The organism is Pseudomonas sp. GW823-FHT03E05, from assembly GCF_058796855.1.
In genome coordinates, this window is sequence record NZ_JBXAJB010000001.1 from 1,471,525 (window position 1) to 1,490,120 (window position 18,596).

At 65.3% G+C, this 18,596-nt stretch carries 11 protein-coding genes; 5 read left to right on the forward strand and 6 right to left on the reverse strand.

The annotated features are described in order from the left end of the window. Window positions 1–202: 202 nt before the first annotated feature. From ccoG to AC1RCO_RS06455, 5 genes are all read left to right on the forward strand, one after another. Window positions 203–1,618: a cytochrome c oxidase accessory protein CcoG gene (ccoG, locus tag AC1RCO_RS06435; protein WP_011061158.1), complete on the forward strand. Its 1,416-nt coding sequence runs from the start codon at window positions 203–205 to the stop codon at window positions 1,616–1,618. Window positions 1,619–1,775: 157 nt separating this feature from the next. Continuing rightward, entirely contained in the window at window positions 1,776–3,185 is a 1,410-nt protein-coding gene (mapR, locus tag AC1RCO_RS06440) for a GntR family transcriptional regulator MpaR (RefSeq protein ID WP_011061157.1), read from the forward strand. A 295-nt stretch (window positions 3,186–3,480) separates the two neighbouring features. Further along, the gene (locus tag AC1RCO_RS06445) at window positions 3,481–4,536 is read left to right on the forward strand and encodes a hypothetical protein (protein WP_492617533.1); all 1,056 of its coding nucleotides are present in this window, start codon (window positions 3,481–3,483) and stop codon (window positions 4,534–4,536) included. A gap of 14 nt (window positions 4,537–4,550) precedes the next feature. Next, window positions 4,551–5,333, forward strand: coding sequence for a PoNe immunity protein domain-containing protein (locus AC1RCO_RS06450; RefSeq protein ID WP_492617534.1), 783 nt, complete (start codon window positions 4,551–4,553; stop codon window positions 5,331–5,333). Between the two features lie 58 nt (window positions 5,334–5,391). Continuing rightward, window positions 5,392–5,946: a hypothetical protein gene (locus AC1RCO_RS06455; RefSeq protein ID WP_220224339.1), complete on the forward strand. Its 555-nt coding sequence runs from the start codon at window positions 5,392–5,394 to the stop codon at window positions 5,944–5,946. Window positions 5,947–6,171: 225 nt separating this feature from the next. Here AC1RCO_RS06455 and AC1RCO_RS06460 read toward each other — a convergent pair whose 3' ends face one another. The 6 genes from AC1RCO_RS06460 to AC1RCO_RS06485 all read right to left on the reverse strand — a co-directional run bounded on the left by AC1RCO_RS06460 (window position 6,172) and on the right by AC1RCO_RS06485 (window position 18,519). Next, window positions 6,172–6,918, reverse strand: coding sequence for an SDR family oxidoreductase (locus tag AC1RCO_RS06460; protein ID WP_015635506.1), 747 nt, complete (start codon window positions 6,916–6,918; stop codon window positions 6,172–6,174). 208 nt (window positions 6,919–7,126) lie between these two features. Further along, window positions 7,127–9,202: a putative bifunctional diguanylate cyclase/phosphodiesterase gene (locus AC1RCO_RS06465; RefSeq protein WP_065363983.1), complete on the reverse strand. Its 2,076-nt coding sequence runs from the start codon at window positions 9,200–9,202 to the stop codon at window positions 7,127–7,129. A 267-nt stretch (window positions 9,203–9,469) separates the two neighbouring features. Continuing rightward, entirely contained in the window at window positions 9,470–10,963 is a 1,494-nt protein-coding gene (locus AC1RCO_RS06470) for an efflux transporter outer membrane subunit (RefSeq protein ID WP_019095227.1), read from the reverse strand. Further along, a complete protein-coding gene (locus AC1RCO_RS06475) occupies window positions 10,960–14,067 on the reverse strand; it encodes an efflux RND transporter permease subunit (protein ID WP_019095226.1) in 3,108 nt (1,035 codons plus the stop codon). The genes AC1RCO_RS06470 and AC1RCO_RS06475 overlap by 4 nt, the downstream gene beginning before the upstream one ends. A 37-nt stretch (window positions 14,068–14,104) precedes the next feature. After that, complete coding sequence (locus tag AC1RCO_RS06480; RefSeq protein WP_492617535.1) at window positions 14,105–17,203, reverse strand: MdtB/MuxB family multidrug efflux RND transporter permease subunit; 3,099 nt, start codon at window positions 17,201–17,203, stop codon at window positions 14,105–14,107. Beyond that, window positions 17,200–18,519: an MdtA/MuxA family multidrug efflux RND transporter periplasmic adaptor subunit gene (locus tag AC1RCO_RS06485; RefSeq protein WP_053151414.1), complete on the reverse strand. Its 1,320-nt coding sequence runs from the start codon at window positions 18,517–18,519 to the stop codon at window positions 17,200–17,202. Before AC1RCO_RS06485 ends, AC1RCO_RS06480 begins: the two co-directional genes overlap by 4 nt. Between the last annotated feature and the right edge of the window lie 77 nt (window positions 18,520–18,596).

Consider the following 18,596-nt stretch of genomic DNA (forward strand, 5'->3'; position numbering starts at 1 on the left):
TGGATCAGGGCCCGCCCCGCGGCCCTGTGCCAGCACGGCCTGCAGCCCTCCCTGGTGGCACCTGAGGGGGTACGGCAAGTTGTCGCAGGGGCGCTGCAAAGGGCCATCTGATCCGGTTTTTTATCAAATACCTGAGTCTGTTATGCAAACAGATCCGTGGTCATAGTTGCCCGGCCTGATGGAGGCTGATGAGCGAACGACCATGAGCGAAAGAATCCCCGTCCGATTAGTAGAAACCTTCGAACCTTCACGCCCTACACAGATGAAGACGAAGACCACTGACAAACACGTCTACACCCGCAGTTTCAGCGGCCTGTTCCGTACCCTGCGCATGAGCGGAGCAGGTTTCCTGTTCCTGCTGTTCTTCGGCACCGTGTGGCTCAACTGGGGTGGCCGCCAGGCCGTGCTCTGGGACCTGGCCGAAAGCAAGTTCCACATTTTCGGCGCAACCTTCTGGCCCCAGGACTTCATCCTCCTCTCGGCACTGCTGATCATCTGCGCCTTCGGCCTGTTCGCCATCACCGTGTTCGCCGGCCGCGTCTGGTGCGGCTACACCTGCCCGCAAAGCTCGTGGACCTGGCTGTTCATGTGGTGCGAAAAGGTCACCGAGGGCGAGCGCAACCAGCGGATCAAGCTGCAGGCCGCGCCCTGGGGCCTGAACAAGCTGGCCCGCCGAGCCATGAAGCACACCCTGTGGCTGGGCATCAGCCTGCTCACCGGCCTGACCTTCGTTGGCTACTTCACCCCCATCCGCCCCCTGGCCCAGGAACTGCTGACCCTGCAGATCGGCGGCCTGAGCCTGTTCTGGGTGCTGTTCTTCGCCGCGGCCACCTACATCAACGCCGGCTGGCTGCGCGAGGCGGTGTGCATGCACATGTGCCCTTATGCGCGCTTCCAGAGCGTGATGTTCGACAAGGACACCCTGACCATTTCCTACAACCCGGTGCGCGGCGAAAGCCGTGGCCCGCGCAAGCGTGATGTGAAGCCTGCCGATGTCGGCCTGGGCGACTGCATCGACTGCCAGCTGTGCGTACAGGTCTGCCCTACCGGAATCGACATCCGCGACGGCCTGCAGATGGAGTGCATCGGCTGCGCTGCCTGCATCGACGCCTGCGACTCGATCATGGACAAGATGGGCTACGCCCGCGGCCTGATCGCCTACACCTCGGAACACGAGTTGCAAGGCGGCAAGACCCACCTGCTGCGTCCGCGCCTGGTGGGCTACAGCCTGGTGCTGCTGGTGATGATCGGCGCCCTGGCCCTGGCCCTGGTGCAGCGGCCGATGGTGTCCCTGGACGTGAGCAAGGACCGCGGCCTGTTCCGCGAGAACGCCCTGGGCCAGATCGAGAACATCTACAGCCTGAAGATCATCAACAAGACCCAGGAACGCCAGCAGTACCACCTGGCCCTGGTGGATGGCGAAGGCTTCGAGCTGCAGGGCAAGACCGAGCTGAGTCTGGCCCCCGGTGAGATCACCGACCTGCCGGTGTCCGTGGCGATGACCCAGGACAAGGCGCAGAGCAGCTCCCAGGCCATCAGTTTCAAGGTCAGCGACAGCGATGACCCCGGCGTCTACGCCGTGGCCAAGAGTCGTTTTGTCGCGCCGATGAACCGCTGAGCCTCTAGAATGCCCTGGCGAGGGAGCCGGCTCCCCCCGGGGCCGGCCCCGGAGCCAATGAACCGGACACCCGCCGCCAGCCCGCTGGCGGCGTTCGTCACTCCCTCGCCACCGCAGATATGTCGACCCGATGACCAGACTGGATCCTCAACCGCAGATGAAACGCTACGAAAAATTCGCCGATGACATCGCCGAACTGATCCGCTCCGGGGTCCTGGGGCCGGGCCAGCGTGTGCCTTCGGTGCGCTACGCCAGCCAGACCTACGGGGTCAGCCCGTCGACGGTGTTCCAGGCCTATTACCTGCTGGAGCGTCGCGGCCTGATCCGCGCCCGCCCGCGCTCCGGCTACTTCGTCAATGCCCACGCGCCGAGCCCGTTCTCGGAGCCGGTGATCAGCAGCGAAGTCAATGAATCCACCGAAGTCGATGTCAGCGAACTGGTGTTCTCGGTGCTCGATTCGATCAAGGACCCGAGCACCGTGCCTTTCGGCTCGGCGTTCCCCAGCCCGACCCTGTTCCCCCTGCAGCGCCTGTCGCGCTCCCTGGCCAGCGCCAGCCGCGAGATGGACCCGCGGGTGGTGGTCACCGACATGTCGCCGGGCAATCCGCAGCTGCGCCGGCAGATCGCCCTGCGCTACATGGTGGCCGGGCTGATGCTGCCCATGGAGGAGTTGCTGATCACCAACGGCGCCCTGGAGGCGCTGAACCTGTGCCTGCAAGCGGTGACCGAGCCCGGCGACCTGGTGGCCATCGAGGCTCCGGCCTTCTACGCCAGCCTGCAAGTGCTGGAGCGGCTCAAGCTCAAGGCGGTGGAAATCCCCGTGCACCCGCGCGACGGCATCGACCTCGGGGTGCTGGCCCAGACCCTGGAGCGGCACCCGATCAAGGCCTGCTGGTGCATGACCAACTTCCAGAACCCCATGGGCGCGAGCATGCCCGAGGCGAAGAAACAGGAGCTGGTGGAGCTGCTGCGCCAGCACCAGGTGCCGCTGATCGAAGACGACGTCTACGCCGAGCTGTACTACGGCCAGCAGGCGCCGAAACCGGCCAAGGCCTTCGACACCGAGGGCCTGGTGATGCACTGCGGCTCCTTCGCCAAGAGCCTGGCCCCGGGCTACCGCATCGGCTGGGTCGCGGCCGGGCGCTATGCGCAGAAGATCGAACGGCTGAAACTGATGACCTCGCTGTGTGCCTCGATGCCGGCCCAGGCGGCGATTGCCGACTACCTGCAGCACGGTGGCTACGACCGCCACCTGCGCAAGCTGCGCTATGCCCTGGAAGAACAGCAGAGCGCCATGCTGGCGGCGATCGCCCGTTACTTCCCGGCCCAGACCCGGGTCAGCCAGCCGGCCGGCGGCTACTTCCTGTGGCTGGAGCTGCCGCCGCAGATGGACTCGCTGAAACTGTTCCAGATGGCCCTGGCCCAAGGCATCAGCATCGCCCCCGGACCGATCTTTTCGCCGACCCAGCGCTTTCGCAACTGCATCCGCCTGAACTATGGCAGCCCGTGGAACGAAGCCGCGGAAAAGGCCATGGAAACCCTGGGGCGGATCATTCGGTCCTTTTAAGCACAACCGCCCCACCCGCACCTGTAGGAGCCGGCTTGCCGGCGAAGAGGCCCGCAAGCCATGCAGCGCCTGAGCGGACGCCTTCGCTGGCAAGCCGGCTCCTACGGAGCGGTACACACCGCGCAATCTCCAGGCCGAGTGAGTCGCTGCAAGAGCGGAACCGCAAGTAGCCGCACCCGCCGGAATGGATATGTACCCCATCCCACGCGCCGCATGACAGAACCAAATCCCCTTGCCACCTCCCCTCAACTCATTCAGCATCCGCGCTCCAATTTTCCAGGGAAAGGAACACGTCATGGTCGAAGACCTGTATTACGACGACTACCCAGAGGCCAAGGCCGAACTGATCAAGGCCATCGAACGCGGCCGCCTGCCACTGCTGACCCAGGAACTCAACGCCTACGACTGCATCCAGGCGATCTTCGAACTGGACGCCATCAACAACCCCAAGGACGAGCAAGACGCCTTCTTCGACCTGGCCCTGGCCCTGATCGGCTGGATTCCCGGCCCCGGGCAAGGCCTGAAGATCCTTTTGCGCCTGATCAACCGCGCCCCCCAGCGCCACGCCGAAAAGCTCTTCGACCTGATCCGCCACACCCTGCTGGCCTGCCGCCTGAAGACCAGCCCCGAACAGTTGCTGGAAAAGTGCCTGGACCCCGTGCGCCTGGCCGAGGAACTGCCCGAGATCATCCGCGGCGTGAGCGCCTCCAGCACCTTCAACGGCCTGACGCCCCAGCAGCAGCGCCTGGTGCTGCACAACCTCAACGAAGCCTGCGAACACACCGAGTTCCTCATGGTCTCGGTGCAAGAACGCATCGCCCCCTGGATCGCCGAGCAACGCAACAACTCGGCCGCCGCCCACAGCCGCGGCCCGGCCCTGGCGCCCAAGCCGCAGTCGTCCCCGGAACCGCGCCCAACGACCCTCACCGCCGCGCCACAACCCGGGGCCCACGACGCCGCAAGCCTCGCCCAGGACATCAACCAGGGCCTGGAACACCTCACCGGTGAGGGCCACTGGCTGGAACTGAACCTGCACTACCCCAACCTGGAGCCGGTGTCCGGCGCCGCCTACCGAGCGGTGTTCAGTGACGGCTCGCAAGCCGAGGGCAACCTCGACCAGGAAGGTTTTGCCCGCCTGGAAGGCATCCCCGAGGGCCCGGTGAAGGTCTACTACGGCGAAGACCCACGCCCCTACCTGCGCCGGCCAATCGTTGCCCTGCCCGCGGGTGCGCAGCAGTTGGAAGAAGAGCTGGAGCAGCTTGACCTGGAGCCCGCCGAAGTCGACCTGCCGACCCTGCTGCTGGAAACCTCGCAGCGCAAGGCGCCCTTCACCCTGATTCCCGTGTACTGAGCCAAGGCACCGACATGAACCGCAGACAAGTGTTTCTCAGCCACAAGCAGTACCACGACTTCCTCGAAAGCCTGGCCGGCGAAGAGGCCCACTGGCAGACCCACTCGATGATGGCCGACAGCCCCGAGCAGGAAGCCTCCCTCAAGGCCTCCAATGTGCGCAGCGCGCGCCTGCACCACCTGATCCTGGGCTACACCGGCGGTGCACCCATGGAGCAACTGGCCCGGGAGCTGGATGGGGTGATCGAAGGCTACGAGGACTACCAGCGCAAGATGGGGGTTTATGAAGAACGGCCGGATATCGCGCCGCTGAACATCGAAGACTACCCCGACGAGTACGAGGAATATGTCCAGGTCATCAGCCTGTGCATCCTGCTGCAACGCAGCGACCTGCTGCCGCGTCTGGTGCTGCTGCAGGACCGTGCCGGCTTTGGCGGCCAGGACACCCTGATCGAGGACCTGCTCCAGGCCTACCTGCCGGATCGTGAAGACGTTGATCAGTGGTTCCACGACGTCTCCACGCCCCTGATCCGGGCCATCTACACCGAAGATCCGGAGGAACCCCGGGAACTGCTGGTGGAGTACTGTAACCAGTGGTACGAGGCGTTCGAACAGGCCCCATGGCACGACAGCCACCTGGACGGCGACGAGGGTTCCTACTTCGGCTACTGGGCCTTTGAAGCGGCGGCAGTGGCCTACCTGTTCGGCCTGGACGACAGCGCGGTAACGCACATGGTCTTCCCCCGGGAGATGCTCGAATACGCCCGGCGCTTTACCCCGCCGCCGATGCCCCAATAGCTGGCGCAGCACTGATAGACCCCGTTTACCGCCCCTTCTTAAAGGTTATGCATTGCCCATGAAATCCTGGATCAAGACCCTGCTGATCACCCTGCTCGCAGCCGCCCTGTGCCTGCTGTTCGCCCGCGTTGTGCTGCCCCCGCTGCTGGTGCAGTTGATACCACCGAGCTGGGAAGGCGGCCCGTGGTTCTGGGTCAATCTGCTACTGGCGGGTTTCCTGGCCGGGCTGGTGGTGGCGCCCCTGCTGCGGACCCGGCGTTATTACCCGGTGCCGCTGCTGCTTCTGCTGTCCGTCCTGGTGGTGGTCGGCAATTGGGCGCAGAACCGCTGCAACGACGCCCAGTTGCAGGCCATCGAACAGCTGGAAAGGCGCAGCGCGAGCCATTCGAACCTGGGGTTCTCCAATGAGGAACCCGCACCTTCGGCGCCCGTGGACGTGAGCGCCACACCGGGCGTCTGGGCCCATGAACAAGGCGATGGATATGGCTACAGCTGCAACCGCCCGGGGGAAACCCAGGGGTTCCTGATGCCACAGTTGATGAGCTTTGGCATCAACGTACTGGGGCTGTTGCTGGCCCTGCTGATCGGCCCCGGCCGCCGCCGCGCCCGTTGAGGAAACCGCAGGAGCTGGCTTGCCAGCGAAGGCGTCCGCAAGCGCGGCGCAAGACTCAAGGGCCTCTTCGCCGGCAAGCCGGCTCCTACACGGCAGACCACAAGCTCGGAGGGGGCTGTAGGAGCTGGCTTGCCAGCGAAGGCGTCTGCAAGGTCGGCGCAAGGCTTGAGGGCCCCTTCGCCGGCAAGCCGGCTCCTACGGGATAGGCCGCGGACTTGCGGGGGCTCAGCGGCCGCCGCCCAGGTCGACGAAGGTGCCGGTGGCGTAGGAGGCCTTGTCCGACAGCAGCCAGACAATCGCCTCGGCCACTTCATCAGGACGCCCGCCACGCCCCATGGGGATTGCCGATTCCAGCTTGCTGACCCGGTCGGCATCGCCGCTCAGGGCATGAAAGTCGGTGTAGATATAGCCCGGGCGCACCGCGTTGACGCGGATGCCCTCGCCCGCCACTTCCTTGGACAGGCCGATGGTGAAGGTGTCCAGGGCGCCCTTGGAGGCGGCGTAGTCGACGTATTCCCCCGGCGAACCCAGGCGCGCCGCCACAGAGGAGACGTTGACGATGCTGCCGCCCTGCCCGCCATGGCGCGGCGACATGCGCAGCACCGCGTGCTTGGCGCAGAGGATCGGCCCCATGACATTGGTCTTCATGATCTTCTGGATGCGAAATTCGGACATTTCATCCAGCCGCGACTTGTGGCCCACGGTCCCGGCATTGTTGACCAGGGCCGTGACCCGCCCCAGTTCGCTGTCGACCCGCTGGAACAGACCGATCACTTCATCCTCGATGCTGACGTCGGCGCGCACCGCAATGGCCTGCACGCCCAGGGCGCGAACCTGTTCGAGCACCTGCAGGGCGGACTGCTCGTCGGCCTGGTAGTTGATGCACACCTTGAATCCCTGCTGCGCGGCCAACACTGCCGTGGCGGCGCCTATACCCCTTCCGCCACCGGTGATGACGATGACTTTATCCATGCTGCCGACTCCCTCACTGAACATTTCAACGCGAGCCATTAAACACCGCGCGGGCGGCGATGAAAACTGCGCAAATGTGCCACATCAAGCCAGTAGAAGTGCACGGTAGCCCCGCGCACCGACGGCGCAAACCGGCTGGGGCTTGGGCGGCGGCCATATCCCTGCGAACTGCCGCCAGATCGCGACCGCAGCCGGCAAGGCGAGAGGCTCAGGCTTTTTCTTCGCCCCGGTGGATGCCCTGCATGAAACCTTCGGGCGGCAGCGGATGGCCAAGGAAATAGCCTTGCAGGGAATCACAGCCCAGTTGGGTGAGGAATGTCTGCTGCACCCCGGTTTCCACGCCCTCGGCGACGATCCGCAGGCCCAATGCCTGGCCCAGGGCGACAATGGCCGAGACGATGGCGGCATCGTCGCTGTCGTGCTCCAGGTCGCGGACGAAGCCGCGGTCGATCTTCAGCTCGTTGGCCGGCAGGCGCTTGAGGTACATCAGGCTGGAATAGCCGGTGCCGAAATCGTCGATGGACAGGTCCACCCCCATGTCCGCCAGCTGTTGCAGGACAAGCATGCTGACATCGGCGTCGTTCATTGCCGTGGTTTCGGTGATTTCCAGGGTCAGGTTGTTGGCCGGCAGGTGGTAGCGTTCCAGGGCATTGGCCACGCTCCTGACCAGCCCGGCATGGCAGAACTGCAAGGCCGAGAGATTCACCGCGATGCGCCAGTCGGTGTAGCCCTGGACGTACCACTCGCGCATCTGCCGGCAGGCCTCGTTGAGCACCCACTCGCCGATGGCAATGATCAGCCCGGTCTTTTCCGCCAGTTCGATGAACTTGTCCGGCAGCAACAGGCCATGCTGGGGATGCTCCCAGCGCAGCAGCGCCTCGGCCCCCACCGGCAGGCCATTGGCAGCGTCGAACTTGGGTTGGTAGTGCAGGCGGAACTGATGATGCTCCAGGGCATTGCGCAGATCCTGCAGCAATTGCAGCTGGCGCCGGGCATTGCTGTTCATCGAGGCATCGAAAAAGCTGTAGCCATTCTTGCCGGTGCCCTTGGCGTGGTACATCGCCGCATCGGCGTTCATCAGCAGTTCCTGGGCACTCAGGCCATTGCCCGGGTACACCGCAATGCCGATGCTGGCGGAAATCTGCAGGTCGTGCTCGGCCACCCGGAACGAGCGCGATACCAGCCCCACCTGGCGTGCCGCCAGGCGCAGGGCATCGTCCGGCTCGGCCAGTTGCACCAGCAGCACGAACTCATCGCCGCCGATCCGCGCCAGGGTGTCTTCGCTGCGCAAATCCTCGCGCAGGCGCTGGGCCACTTCGCGCAGCAACTGGTCGCCCATGTGGTGGCCAAAGGCGTCGTTGACCGGCTTGAAACCGTCCAGATCGATGAACATCAGCGCAAAACAGCCACCATGGGCAGTGACCCGGTGCATCGCCTGGTCAATGCGGTCGGCCAGCAGAATGCGGTTCGGCAGCCCGGTCAGGGTGTCGTGCAGCGCCAGCTGGGTCAGTTCCTTGTTGGCTTCGGTCAACGATTGCGCCAGCACCGCGGTGCGGGCTTCCAGCCGCGCATCCAGCACCGAGGTCAGCAAGGCGATGATCAGCACCGCCAGGGTGGTGATCAGCACCAGGTTGTCCAGGCCCTTGCCGCTCAGGCCGTTGCCCAGGGCGCCGCAGAAACTGCCATCGGCGAAACGCGCCGCGGCCATGCCGGTGTAATGCATGCCGACGATGGCAAAGCCCATGACAATCGCCGCGCCGGTCCGGGCCAGACGTACGTAGGGGGTGTTCTGGCGCAGGCGAAAGGCAATCCACAGCGCCGCCAGCGACGCGCCGAAGGCAATCAGCAGCGAGGCGCCGAACAGGCTCGGGTCGTAGTCGATGCCCGGCTGCATGCGCATGGCCGCCATGCCGGTGTAGTGCATGCCACTGATGCCCGAGCCCATGATCAGCGCGCCGAACAGCAACTGCCACAGCGGCAGCCGCGGCTGGCTCACCAGCCACAGGGCAAAGCCGCAGGACAGGATCGAGATCAGCAGCGACAAGGCGGTGAGCTGGATGTCGTAGCCCAGGTCGATGGGCAGGCTGAAGGCCAGCATGCCGATAAAGTGCATGGACCACACACCGACGCCCATGGCCAGGGCTCCGCCCATCATCCATAGATAAGCGGCACGGCCGGTGGTGGTGGCAATGCGCCCGGTCAGGTCGAGGGCAGTATAGGAAGCGAGGATCGCCACGAAAATGGAGATCAGGACCAGTGCGGAGGAGTAGCTACCGATGAGCATGAGGCGTCTCTTGGCCGTTGTGCCGACATCCCTGCGCGGCGGGCAAAACCGCAGATTGTACTGATTGCGTGGAAGAACGCATCTACAAAGTTAGCAAAAAGCCATTAGTCGGACAGAACGCCGTTTTCGGCTGTCTCATACCCCTACAAGCCCTGTGGGCATGGGCTTTGCGGGAAGTCGCGAGCAGTTGCAAACGGCTCCGGATACGCCCTGCCTGCGGCTGTCGAGCAGGCCTTGCAGCCACCTTGCTGCAAGGCCTTCAAGGGCCTATTTCTGCTCGCTGGCCTGCAGCTGGCCATCCCAGCCACCGCCCATGGCGGCGATCAACTGCACGCTGGCGATCAGCCGGCTCTGCAACAGGCTGAGCACGCTACGCTCGTTGCTCAGGGCAGTGGTCTGGCTGGTGACCACATCCAGGTAGGCGATCAGCCCGGCCTTGTACTGGTTCTCGGTCAGGCGCAGGGCCTCGCGGGCCGAATCCAGGGCCTGCTGGCGCACCCCCGCCTCGTCCTCCATGACCTTGAGCTGGACCATGTAGTTCTCCACCTCGCGGAAACCGTCGAGCACGGTCTGCCGGTACTTGGCCACGGTCTGGTCGTACACCGCCTCGGTGCGGTCCACTTCCGCCGAACGCTGGCCGCCGTCGAACAGGGTCATGGCCAGTTTCGGCCCTACCGACCAGAAGCGGTTCGGCAGGCTGATCCAGTCGGCGTAGGTGCTGCTGCTGTAGCCGCCGGCCAGGCTCAGGGTCAGGTCCGGGTAATAGGCGGCCTTGGCCACGCCGATCTTGGCGTTGGCGGCAATCACCGAACGCTCCGCCGAGGCGATGTCCGGGCGCCGCTCCAGCAGTTGCGACGGCACGCCCAACGGCACCTGGGGCAGCACGGGGATGGTCTTGCTCTCGGCCAGGTTGAACTCTGCCGGCGGCACGCCGATCAGCACGGCGATGGCGTTCTCGAACTGCGCCCGCTGCCAGATCAGGTCGATCAGGTCGGCCTGGGTGCTTTTGAGCTGGGTCTGGGCCTGGGCCACCGCATCCTTGCCGGAGACCCCGGCCTGGTACTGGTTCTGGGTCATGGTCAGGGAGCGCTGATAGGCCGCCACCGTGGCCTCCAGCAGGCGCTTCTGCTCATCGATCACCCGCAGTTGCAGGTAGTTCTGCGCCAGCTCGGACTGCTGGCTCAGGCGCATGGCCGCCAGGTCGGCGAAGCTGGCCTCGGCGCTGGCCTCGTTGGCTTCCAGGTCACGGCGCAACTTGCCCCACACGTCCGCTTCCCAGCTCACCCCCAACTGGGTGTTGTAGGTGTCGCGAATGCCGCTGCTGGAACTGCTCAGGGCCGAACTGCTGCTGCCGGTGCCCTGGCTGGCGCGGGTCTTGCCGGCGCTCAGGTCGACACTGGGAAAGAACGAACCCCGGGAGCTGCGCACCAGGGCCCGGGCCTGACGGAACTGTGCCTCGGCCTGGGCCACGCTCTGGTTGGAACTGTTGAGCTTGTCGATCAGGCCATTGAGCTGGGCATCGCCGTACAGCTCCCACCAGGCGCCACGGGCCAGGGCGTCGCTGGGGTTGGCCTGGCGCCAGCCTTCGGCTTCCTTGTAGTGCACCGGCTCGGCCACCTGCGGGCGCTGGTAGTCGGGACCGATGGCGCAGGCGCTGAGCAGCAGCACGCACAGGCCCAGGCTCAAGGCCCGCGAGCCCCGGGCCATGGCCAGGCGCTGGGCGGACAGCAGAGTAACGGGACGGGACGATTGGTCGGTCATAGCGGCGTTTCCAGAGCAGCATCGGTACGGACCCCACGCCAGTGGTTGAACTTGTGGCGCAGGCGATCGAGATAGAGGTAGACCACCGGGGTGGTGTAGAGGGTAAGGACCTGGCTGAAGACCAGGCCGCCAATGATGGTCAGGCCCAGGGGCTGGCGCATTTCCGAGCCTTCGGCCCCGCCCAGCAGCAACGGCAAGGCGCCGAGGATCGCCGCCAGGGTGGTCATCAGGATCGGCCGCAGGCGTTGCAGGCAGGCGCTGCGGATCGACTGCAACGGGTCCAGGCCCTGGTGACGCTCCAGTTGCAGCGCCAGGTCGATCATCAGGATCGCGTTCTTCTTCACCACCCCGATCAACAGGAACAGCCCCAGCAGCGAGATCAGGCTGAACTCACCGCCCAGCACATAGATCGAGAGCAAGGCGCCAACCCCGGCCGAGGGCAAGGTGGAGAGGATGGTCAGCGGGTGGATGTAGCTTTCATAGAGCACCCCCAGCACCAGGTACACCGCCAGCAGCGCGCCGAGGATCATGAACGGCTGGCTCTTCTGGGTGGCGGCGAAGGCATCGGCGGTGCCGGCCATCTTGACGATCACGTCTTCGGGCATGCCCAGCTTGGCGATCGCCCGTTCGATGGCGGCGGTGCCCTGCTCCACCGTCACGCCCTCGGCCATGTCGAAGGAAATGCTTTCCGAGGCGAACTGCCCTTCATGGCTGACCCGGTCGTCTTCCAGGCTGTTCTCATAGTGGGCGATGGCCGACAGCGGAATCCGCGCGCCGTCGGCGGTGATCACCTGCACTTGATTCAGGGTAATCGGGTCCTGGGCGTATTTCGGGTTGACCTCCATCACCACCTGATACTGGTTGAGGCTGTCGTAGATGGTGGAGATCTGCCGCTGGCTGTAGGCGTTGTTGAGCACCGCGGTGACCATGTCCATGTCCACCCCCAGGCGCTTGGCCTGGTCGCGGTCCACCATCAGGGTCACTTGCTGGGCGCCACGGCCTTCCCGGGCGTCGATGGCGGTGAGCTCAGGCAAGGCGCGCAGCGCCGTCACCACTTTCGGGTACCACTGGCGCAACTCGCCCAGGTCACCGCTTTGCAGGATGTAGGAATACTGCGAGGTGGTCTGCTCGCGGCCGCCGCCGAACTGCAGGTCCTGGTCGGCCATCAGCATCAGTTGCGCGCCGGGCACCTTGGGCATTTCCTTGCGCAGGCGCTCGATGACCTTCTGCGCCGAGATATTGCGTTCCTTGATCGGCTTCAGGCGTACCAGCATGAAGGCGTTGTTGGTGCCGTTGTTGCCACCGATGAAGCCGGCCACGCTCTCCACTGCCGCATCCTTGAGCACGGCGCGGCGGAAGATTTCCATCTTCGGCTGCATCACGCTGAAGGACAGGCCGTCGTCGCCGCGGACAAAACCGATCAACTGGCCGGTGTCCTGCTGGGGCATGAAGGTCTTGGGCACCACCACGTACAGGGCCACGTTGACGCCAATGGTCAGCAGCAGGCTGAGCAGGGTCAGGCGCCTGTGCCGCAGCACCCAGTCCAGGCTGGTGGCGTACTTGCCCATCATCCAGTCGTTGCTGCGCCGGCTCCAGCGTTGCAGGCGGTTCTCCTGGCCCGGGGTGTGGGGCTTGAGCCAGCGCGCGCAGAGCATCGGGGTCAGGGTCAGGGACACCACCAGCGATACCACGATGGCCGCGGCCAGGGTGATGGAGAACTCGCGGAACAGGCTCTCGATGATCCCGCCCATGAACAGGATCGAGAGAAACACCGCCACCAGCGACACGTTCATCGACAGCAGGGTGAAGCCCACCTCCTTGGCCCCCAGGTACGCCGCTTTCATCGGCGCGATGCCTTCGTCGATGTGCCGGGAGATGTTCTCCAGCACCACGATGGCATCGTCCACCACCAGCCCGGTGGCAAGGATCAGCGCCATCAGCGACAGGTTGTTCAGGGAAAAACCGTAGAGGTACATGATGGCAAAAGTGCCCACCAGGGATACCGGTACCGCCAGGGTCGGGATCAGCGAGGCGCGGAAGTTGCCGAGGAACAGGTACACCACCAGGATCACCAGGGCCACGGCGATCAGCAGGGTCATCTCGGCCTCGTGCAGGGTGGCCTTGATCACCGGTGAGCGGTCCATGGCCAGGTTGAGCTTGACGCTGGCCGGCAGCACCGCCTGCAACGCCGGCAACTGAGCCTTGATCTCGTTCACCGTCTCGATGATGTTGGCCCCTGCCTGGCGGTTGATCACCAGCAGCACCGCCGCGTCGTCGTTGAAGAAGCCGCTGTTGTAGCGGTCCTCGACGCCGTCGCTGACCTTGGCCACGTCCTTCAGGCGCAGGGCCGCGCCGTTGTTGTAGTGGATGATCAGCGGCTCGTAGTCACGGGCCTTTTCCAACTGGTCGTTGGCCTGGATCTGCCACAGCCGCTGGTCATCCTCCACCGAGCCCTTGGGCCGGCGCTGGTTGGCGTTGGCAATGGCGTTGCGCACGTCGTCCAGGGCCACGCCGTACTGGTTGAGCAACTGCGGCTCCAGCTCGATGCGCACCGCCGGCAGGGAGCTGCCGCCCACCTGCACCTCGCCCACGCCCTGCACCTGGGACAGGCTCTGGGACAAGATGGTCGAGGCCAGGTCGTAGAGCTGGCCCTTCTCCAGCACATCGGAGGTCAGGGACAGCACCATGATCGGCGCCTGGGACGGGTTGACCTTCTTGTAGGTGGGCATGCTGCGCATGCCGCTGGGCAGCAGGTTGCGCGAAGCGTTGATGGCCGCCTGCACTTCCCGCGCCGCGCCATTGATGTCGCGGTCCAGGTCGAACTGCAGGATCACCCGGGTCGAGCCCTGGCTGGAACGGCTGCTCATGGTGTTGACCCCGGCGATGGCGCCGAAGGAACGCTCCAGGGGCGTGGCCACGGTGGAGGCCATGACCTCGGGACTGGCCCCGGGCAGGCTGGCCTGGACCACGATCACCGGGAAGTCCATCTGCGGCAGCGGCGCCACCGGCAGCAGGCCGAAGCTGACGCCGCCCAGCAGCATGATCGCCAGCGACAACAGCATGGTCGCCACCGGGCGCTTGATGAAGGGGCCGGAGAGGTTCATGCCGACACGCTCCAGGCTTGAGGCAGGCTGCGGCCCTTCATGCCTCCACCTCTTGGGCGTCTTCACGCTTGCCGAAGCGCCGGCCCAGGCGGTCGAAGTACAGGTAGATCACCGGCGTGGTGAACAGGGTCAGCACCTGGCTCACCAGCAGGCCGCCCACCATCACCAGGCCCAGGGGCTGGCGCAGCTCGGCGCCGGAACCGGTGGCCAGCATCAGTGGCACGGCGCCGAACAGCGCCGCCAGGGTGGTCATCAGGATCGGCCGGAAACGCAGCAGCGCCGCCTGGTAGATAGCCTGTTCCGGGGCCATGCCCTGGTGGCGTTCGGCGTCGAGGGCGAAGTCGATCATCATGATCGCGTTCTTCTTGACGATGCCGATCAGCAGGATGATGCCGATGATGGCGATCATGCCCAGGTCGTTGCCGCTGAGGATCAGCGCCAGCAAGGCCCCCACCGCCGCCGAGGGCAAGGTGGAGAGGATGGTGACCGGGTGGATGTAGCTCTCATAGAGCACGCCGAGCACGATGTACATGGTCACCACCGCCGCCAGGATCAGCAGCAAGGTGCTCGACAGCGAGGCCTGGAAGGCTTCCGCCGCGCCCTGGAAGCGGGTCTGCACGCCCACCGGCATGCCGATCTCCTGCTGCACCTGCTCGATCACGTCCACCGCCTTGCCCAGGGCCACGCCCGGAGCCAGGTTGAAGGACATCATTACCGCCGGGAACTGGCCGATATGGGCGATGGCCAGTTGCGCCTGGCGCTCCTCGACATGGGCCAGGCTCGACAGCCGCACTTGGCCGCCGTCGGTGGTCTTGACGTGGATCTGCTCCAGGGCCTGGGGCCCGATGCGCTCGCCGGCCTGGGCCTGGAGCACCACTCGGTACTGGCTGGCCTGGGTGTAGATGGTGGAGATCTGGCGCTGGCCGAAGGCGTCGTACAGGGCGTCGGTGATGTTCGACACCGAAACCCCGACCCGGGACGCGGCGTCACGGTCGATCACCATGAACACCTGCAGGCCCTTGTCCTGCAGGTCGCTGGCCACGTCGGTGAGCTCCGGACGCTGGGCCAGGGCCTGCACCAGGCGATTGCTCCACAGGCTCAGCAGCTCGGCATCCGGCGACGACAGGCTGAACTGGTACTGGGTGCGGCTGACCCGGTCCTCGATGGTCAGGTCCTGTACCGGCTGCATGAACAGGCGGATGCCCAGCAGCTTGTCCACCTCGGGCTGGATCCGCGCGATCACCTGGGCTGCGCTCAGGTCGCGCTCGCTGTGGGGCTTGAGGTTGATCAGCAGGCGACCGCTGTTGAGGGTGGCGTTGTCGCCGTCCACCCCGATGTAGGACGACAGGCTTTGCACCGCCGGGTCCTGCAGGATGATCTTGGCCAGATCCTGCTGGCGCTGGCTCATGGCGGCGAAGGACACCGACTGCGGCGCCTCGGAAATGCCCTGGATGACCCCGGTGTCCTGCACCGGGAAGAAGCCCTTGGGCACCACCATATAAAGGAACACGGTCAGGCCCAGGGTGCCGATGGCCACCATCAGGGTCAGGAACTGGTGCTTGAGTACCCACTGCAACTTGCGCCCGTAGCTTTCGATCAGCCAGTCGATCCAGGCCCCGCTGGCGCGGTAGAAGCGCCCCTGCTCTTCAGGCTTGGGCTCACGCTTGAGCAGCCGCGCGCACATCATCGGGGTCAGGGTCAGGGACACCACCAGGGAAATCAGGATCGCCACCGCCAGGGTGATGGCGAACTCGCGGAACAGCCGCCCCACCACATCCGCCATGAACAGCAGCGGGATCAGCACCGCGATCAGCGACAGGGTCAGGGAGATCAGGGTGAAGCCGATCTGCCTGGCGCCCTTGAGCGCTGCCTGCATCGGGCTGTCGCCCTCCTCGATGAAGCGCGAGATGTTCTCCAGCATGACGATGGCATCGTCCACCACGAAGCCGGTGGCGATGGTCAAGGCCATCAGGGTCAGGTTGTTCACCGAGAAGCCGGCCAGGTACATCACGCCGAAGGTGCCGATCAGCGACAGCGGCACGGCAATCGAAGGAATGATGGTGGCGCTGGCCCGGCGCAGGAACAGGAAGGTCACCATCACCACCAGCGCGATGGCGATCAACAGCTCGTGCTGCACATCCTTGACCGAAGCGCGGATGGTCTGGGTACGGTCGGTGAGCACGGTGACGTCCAGGCCTGCCGGCAGGTTGTCGGTGATGCTCGGCAGCAGCGCCTTGATCCGGTCCACCACCTCGATCACGTTGGCCCCGGGCTGGCGCTGGATATTGAGCAGCACCGCCTGGTTTTCATTGGCCCAGGCCGCCAGGCGCTCGTTCTCGGCGCCATCGACGATCTCGGCCACATCCTTCAGGCGCAGCGGCGCGCCATTGTTGTAGGCCAGGATCAGCTCGGCGTAGTCCTTGGGCGAGGTCAACTGGTCGTTGGCGTCGAGCATCGAGACCCGGGTCGGGCCGTCGAAGTTGCCCTTGGGCTGGTTGACGTTGGAGGCGCCGATCAGGGCGCGCACGTCCGCCAGGTTCAGCCCGTTGGCCGCCAGGGCCTCGGGGTTGACCTTGATCCGCACCGCCTGGCGCTGGCCGCCGGCAATGCTGACCATGCCCACGCCGCTGATCTGGGCGATCTTCTGCGCCATGCGCGTATCCACCAGGTCATTGAGCTTGGGCAGCAGCATGGTCTTGGAGGTAATGGCCAGGGTCAGCACCGGGGTATCCGCCGGGTTGACCTTGTTGTACACCGGCGGCGCCGGCAGGTCCTTGGGCAACAGGTTGGTGGCAGCGTTGATCGCCGCCTGCACCTGCTGCTCGGCCACGTCCATATTGATATCGAGGCTGAAGCGCAGGGTCAGCACCGAGGCCCCGCCGGAACTGGTGGAGGCCATCTGGGTCAGGCCGGGCATCTGCCCGAACTGGCGTTCCAGGGGCGCGGTGACCGCGCTGGTCATCACGTCCGGGCTGGCCCCGGGGTACAGGGTCATGACCCGGATGGTCGGGTAGTCCACCTGGGGCAAGGCCGACACCGGCAGCAGGCGATAGGCGATCAGGCCGGCCAGGACAATGGCCAGCATGCTCAGGGTGGTGGCTACCGGACGGAGGATGAACAGCCGCGAGAAATTCATGCGCCGACCTTTTTCGCCTTGCCATCAACCGGCTTGCCGTCTGCGGCCGGTGCCCCGGCGGGCTGCCCTTGCAGGTGTTCGGTGGGGGTGGTGGGCACGTCGATGCTGTCGTTGACCACTTCCACCTCGCTGCCGTCCTTGAGGCGGTCGGTGCCTTCCATCACCACCCGGTCGCCGGCCTTGAGGCCGTCCTGGATCACCGTCGAGTCGCCGTTGCTGGCGCCCACCTTGAGCTGGCGGATCTTCACCTTGTTGTCGCCATCCAGGGCGTAGACGAAGGTGCCGTTGGTGCCGAACTGGATCGCCGCCGAGGGCGCCAGCACCACGTTCTTCAGGGTATCGGCCAGCAGCCGCACATTGACGAACTGGTTGGGGAAAAGGCCCTGGTCGCGGTTATCGAAGCGCGCCTTGAACTTCAGGGTGCCGGTGGTGGTGTCGATCTGGTTGTCCAGGCTCTGCAGCACGCCTGTGGCCTGCAGCTTCACGTCACCGCGGTCCCAGGCTTCCACCGCCAGCCTGGCGCCGCTGTGGTAGCGAGCGAGCACGGTTTCCAGGCTGTTTTCCGGCAGGGTGAAGGCCACGCTGATGGGCTGGGTCTGGGTGATGATCACCAGCGCGGTGGTGTCGTTGGCCGCCACCAGGTTGCCCACGTCCAGCTGGCGCAGGCCCAGGCGGCCGGCGATCGGCGCGCGGATGTTGGTGAATTCCAGGTTGAGCTTGGCGTCGTTGACCGCCGCCTGGTTGGTCTTGACCGTACCCTGGTACTGCCCCACCAGCGCCGCGGCGGTGTCCAGGGTCTGTTTGGCGATGCTGTCCTGGGCGTACAGGCCGCGGTAACGCTCAAGGTCGACCTGGGCGTTCTTCAACTGGGCCTGGTTCTGCAGCAAGGTGCCTTCGGCCTGGAGCAAGGCGTTCTGGTACGGACGCGGATCGATCTGTGCCAGCAGGTCGCCGGCCTTGACCATCTGCCCTTCCTCGAAATTGACCTTGACCAGTTCTCCCGCCACCCGGCTGCGCACGTTGATGGTGTTCAGTGCCGTCACCGTGCCCAGGGCCTTGTAGTACACCGCGAAATCCCCCTGGGTCACCGGTGACACCCGCACCGGGATCGGCCCGCTGGCGCCGCCGAAACCGGGGCGCATGCTACCGCTGCGCCCGGTATGCCCGGCCGCGGCTTTCTGCCCGGCGGCCTCCTGGTGGGTACTGGCCGGCCAGAATTTCCAGCACAGGCCAACGACCAGCAGCAGGACGAACAGGCCGAACAGCCAGCGACGGGAGTTGCGGGAGACAGAGGATTGCATGGAGTGATCAACCATTGGGCGCGTGGGAGGCTTCTTTGAGAAGGCTGAAAGATAAGCACTGGAACCGTTTTAGCAAAGCGCCTTTACCGGCA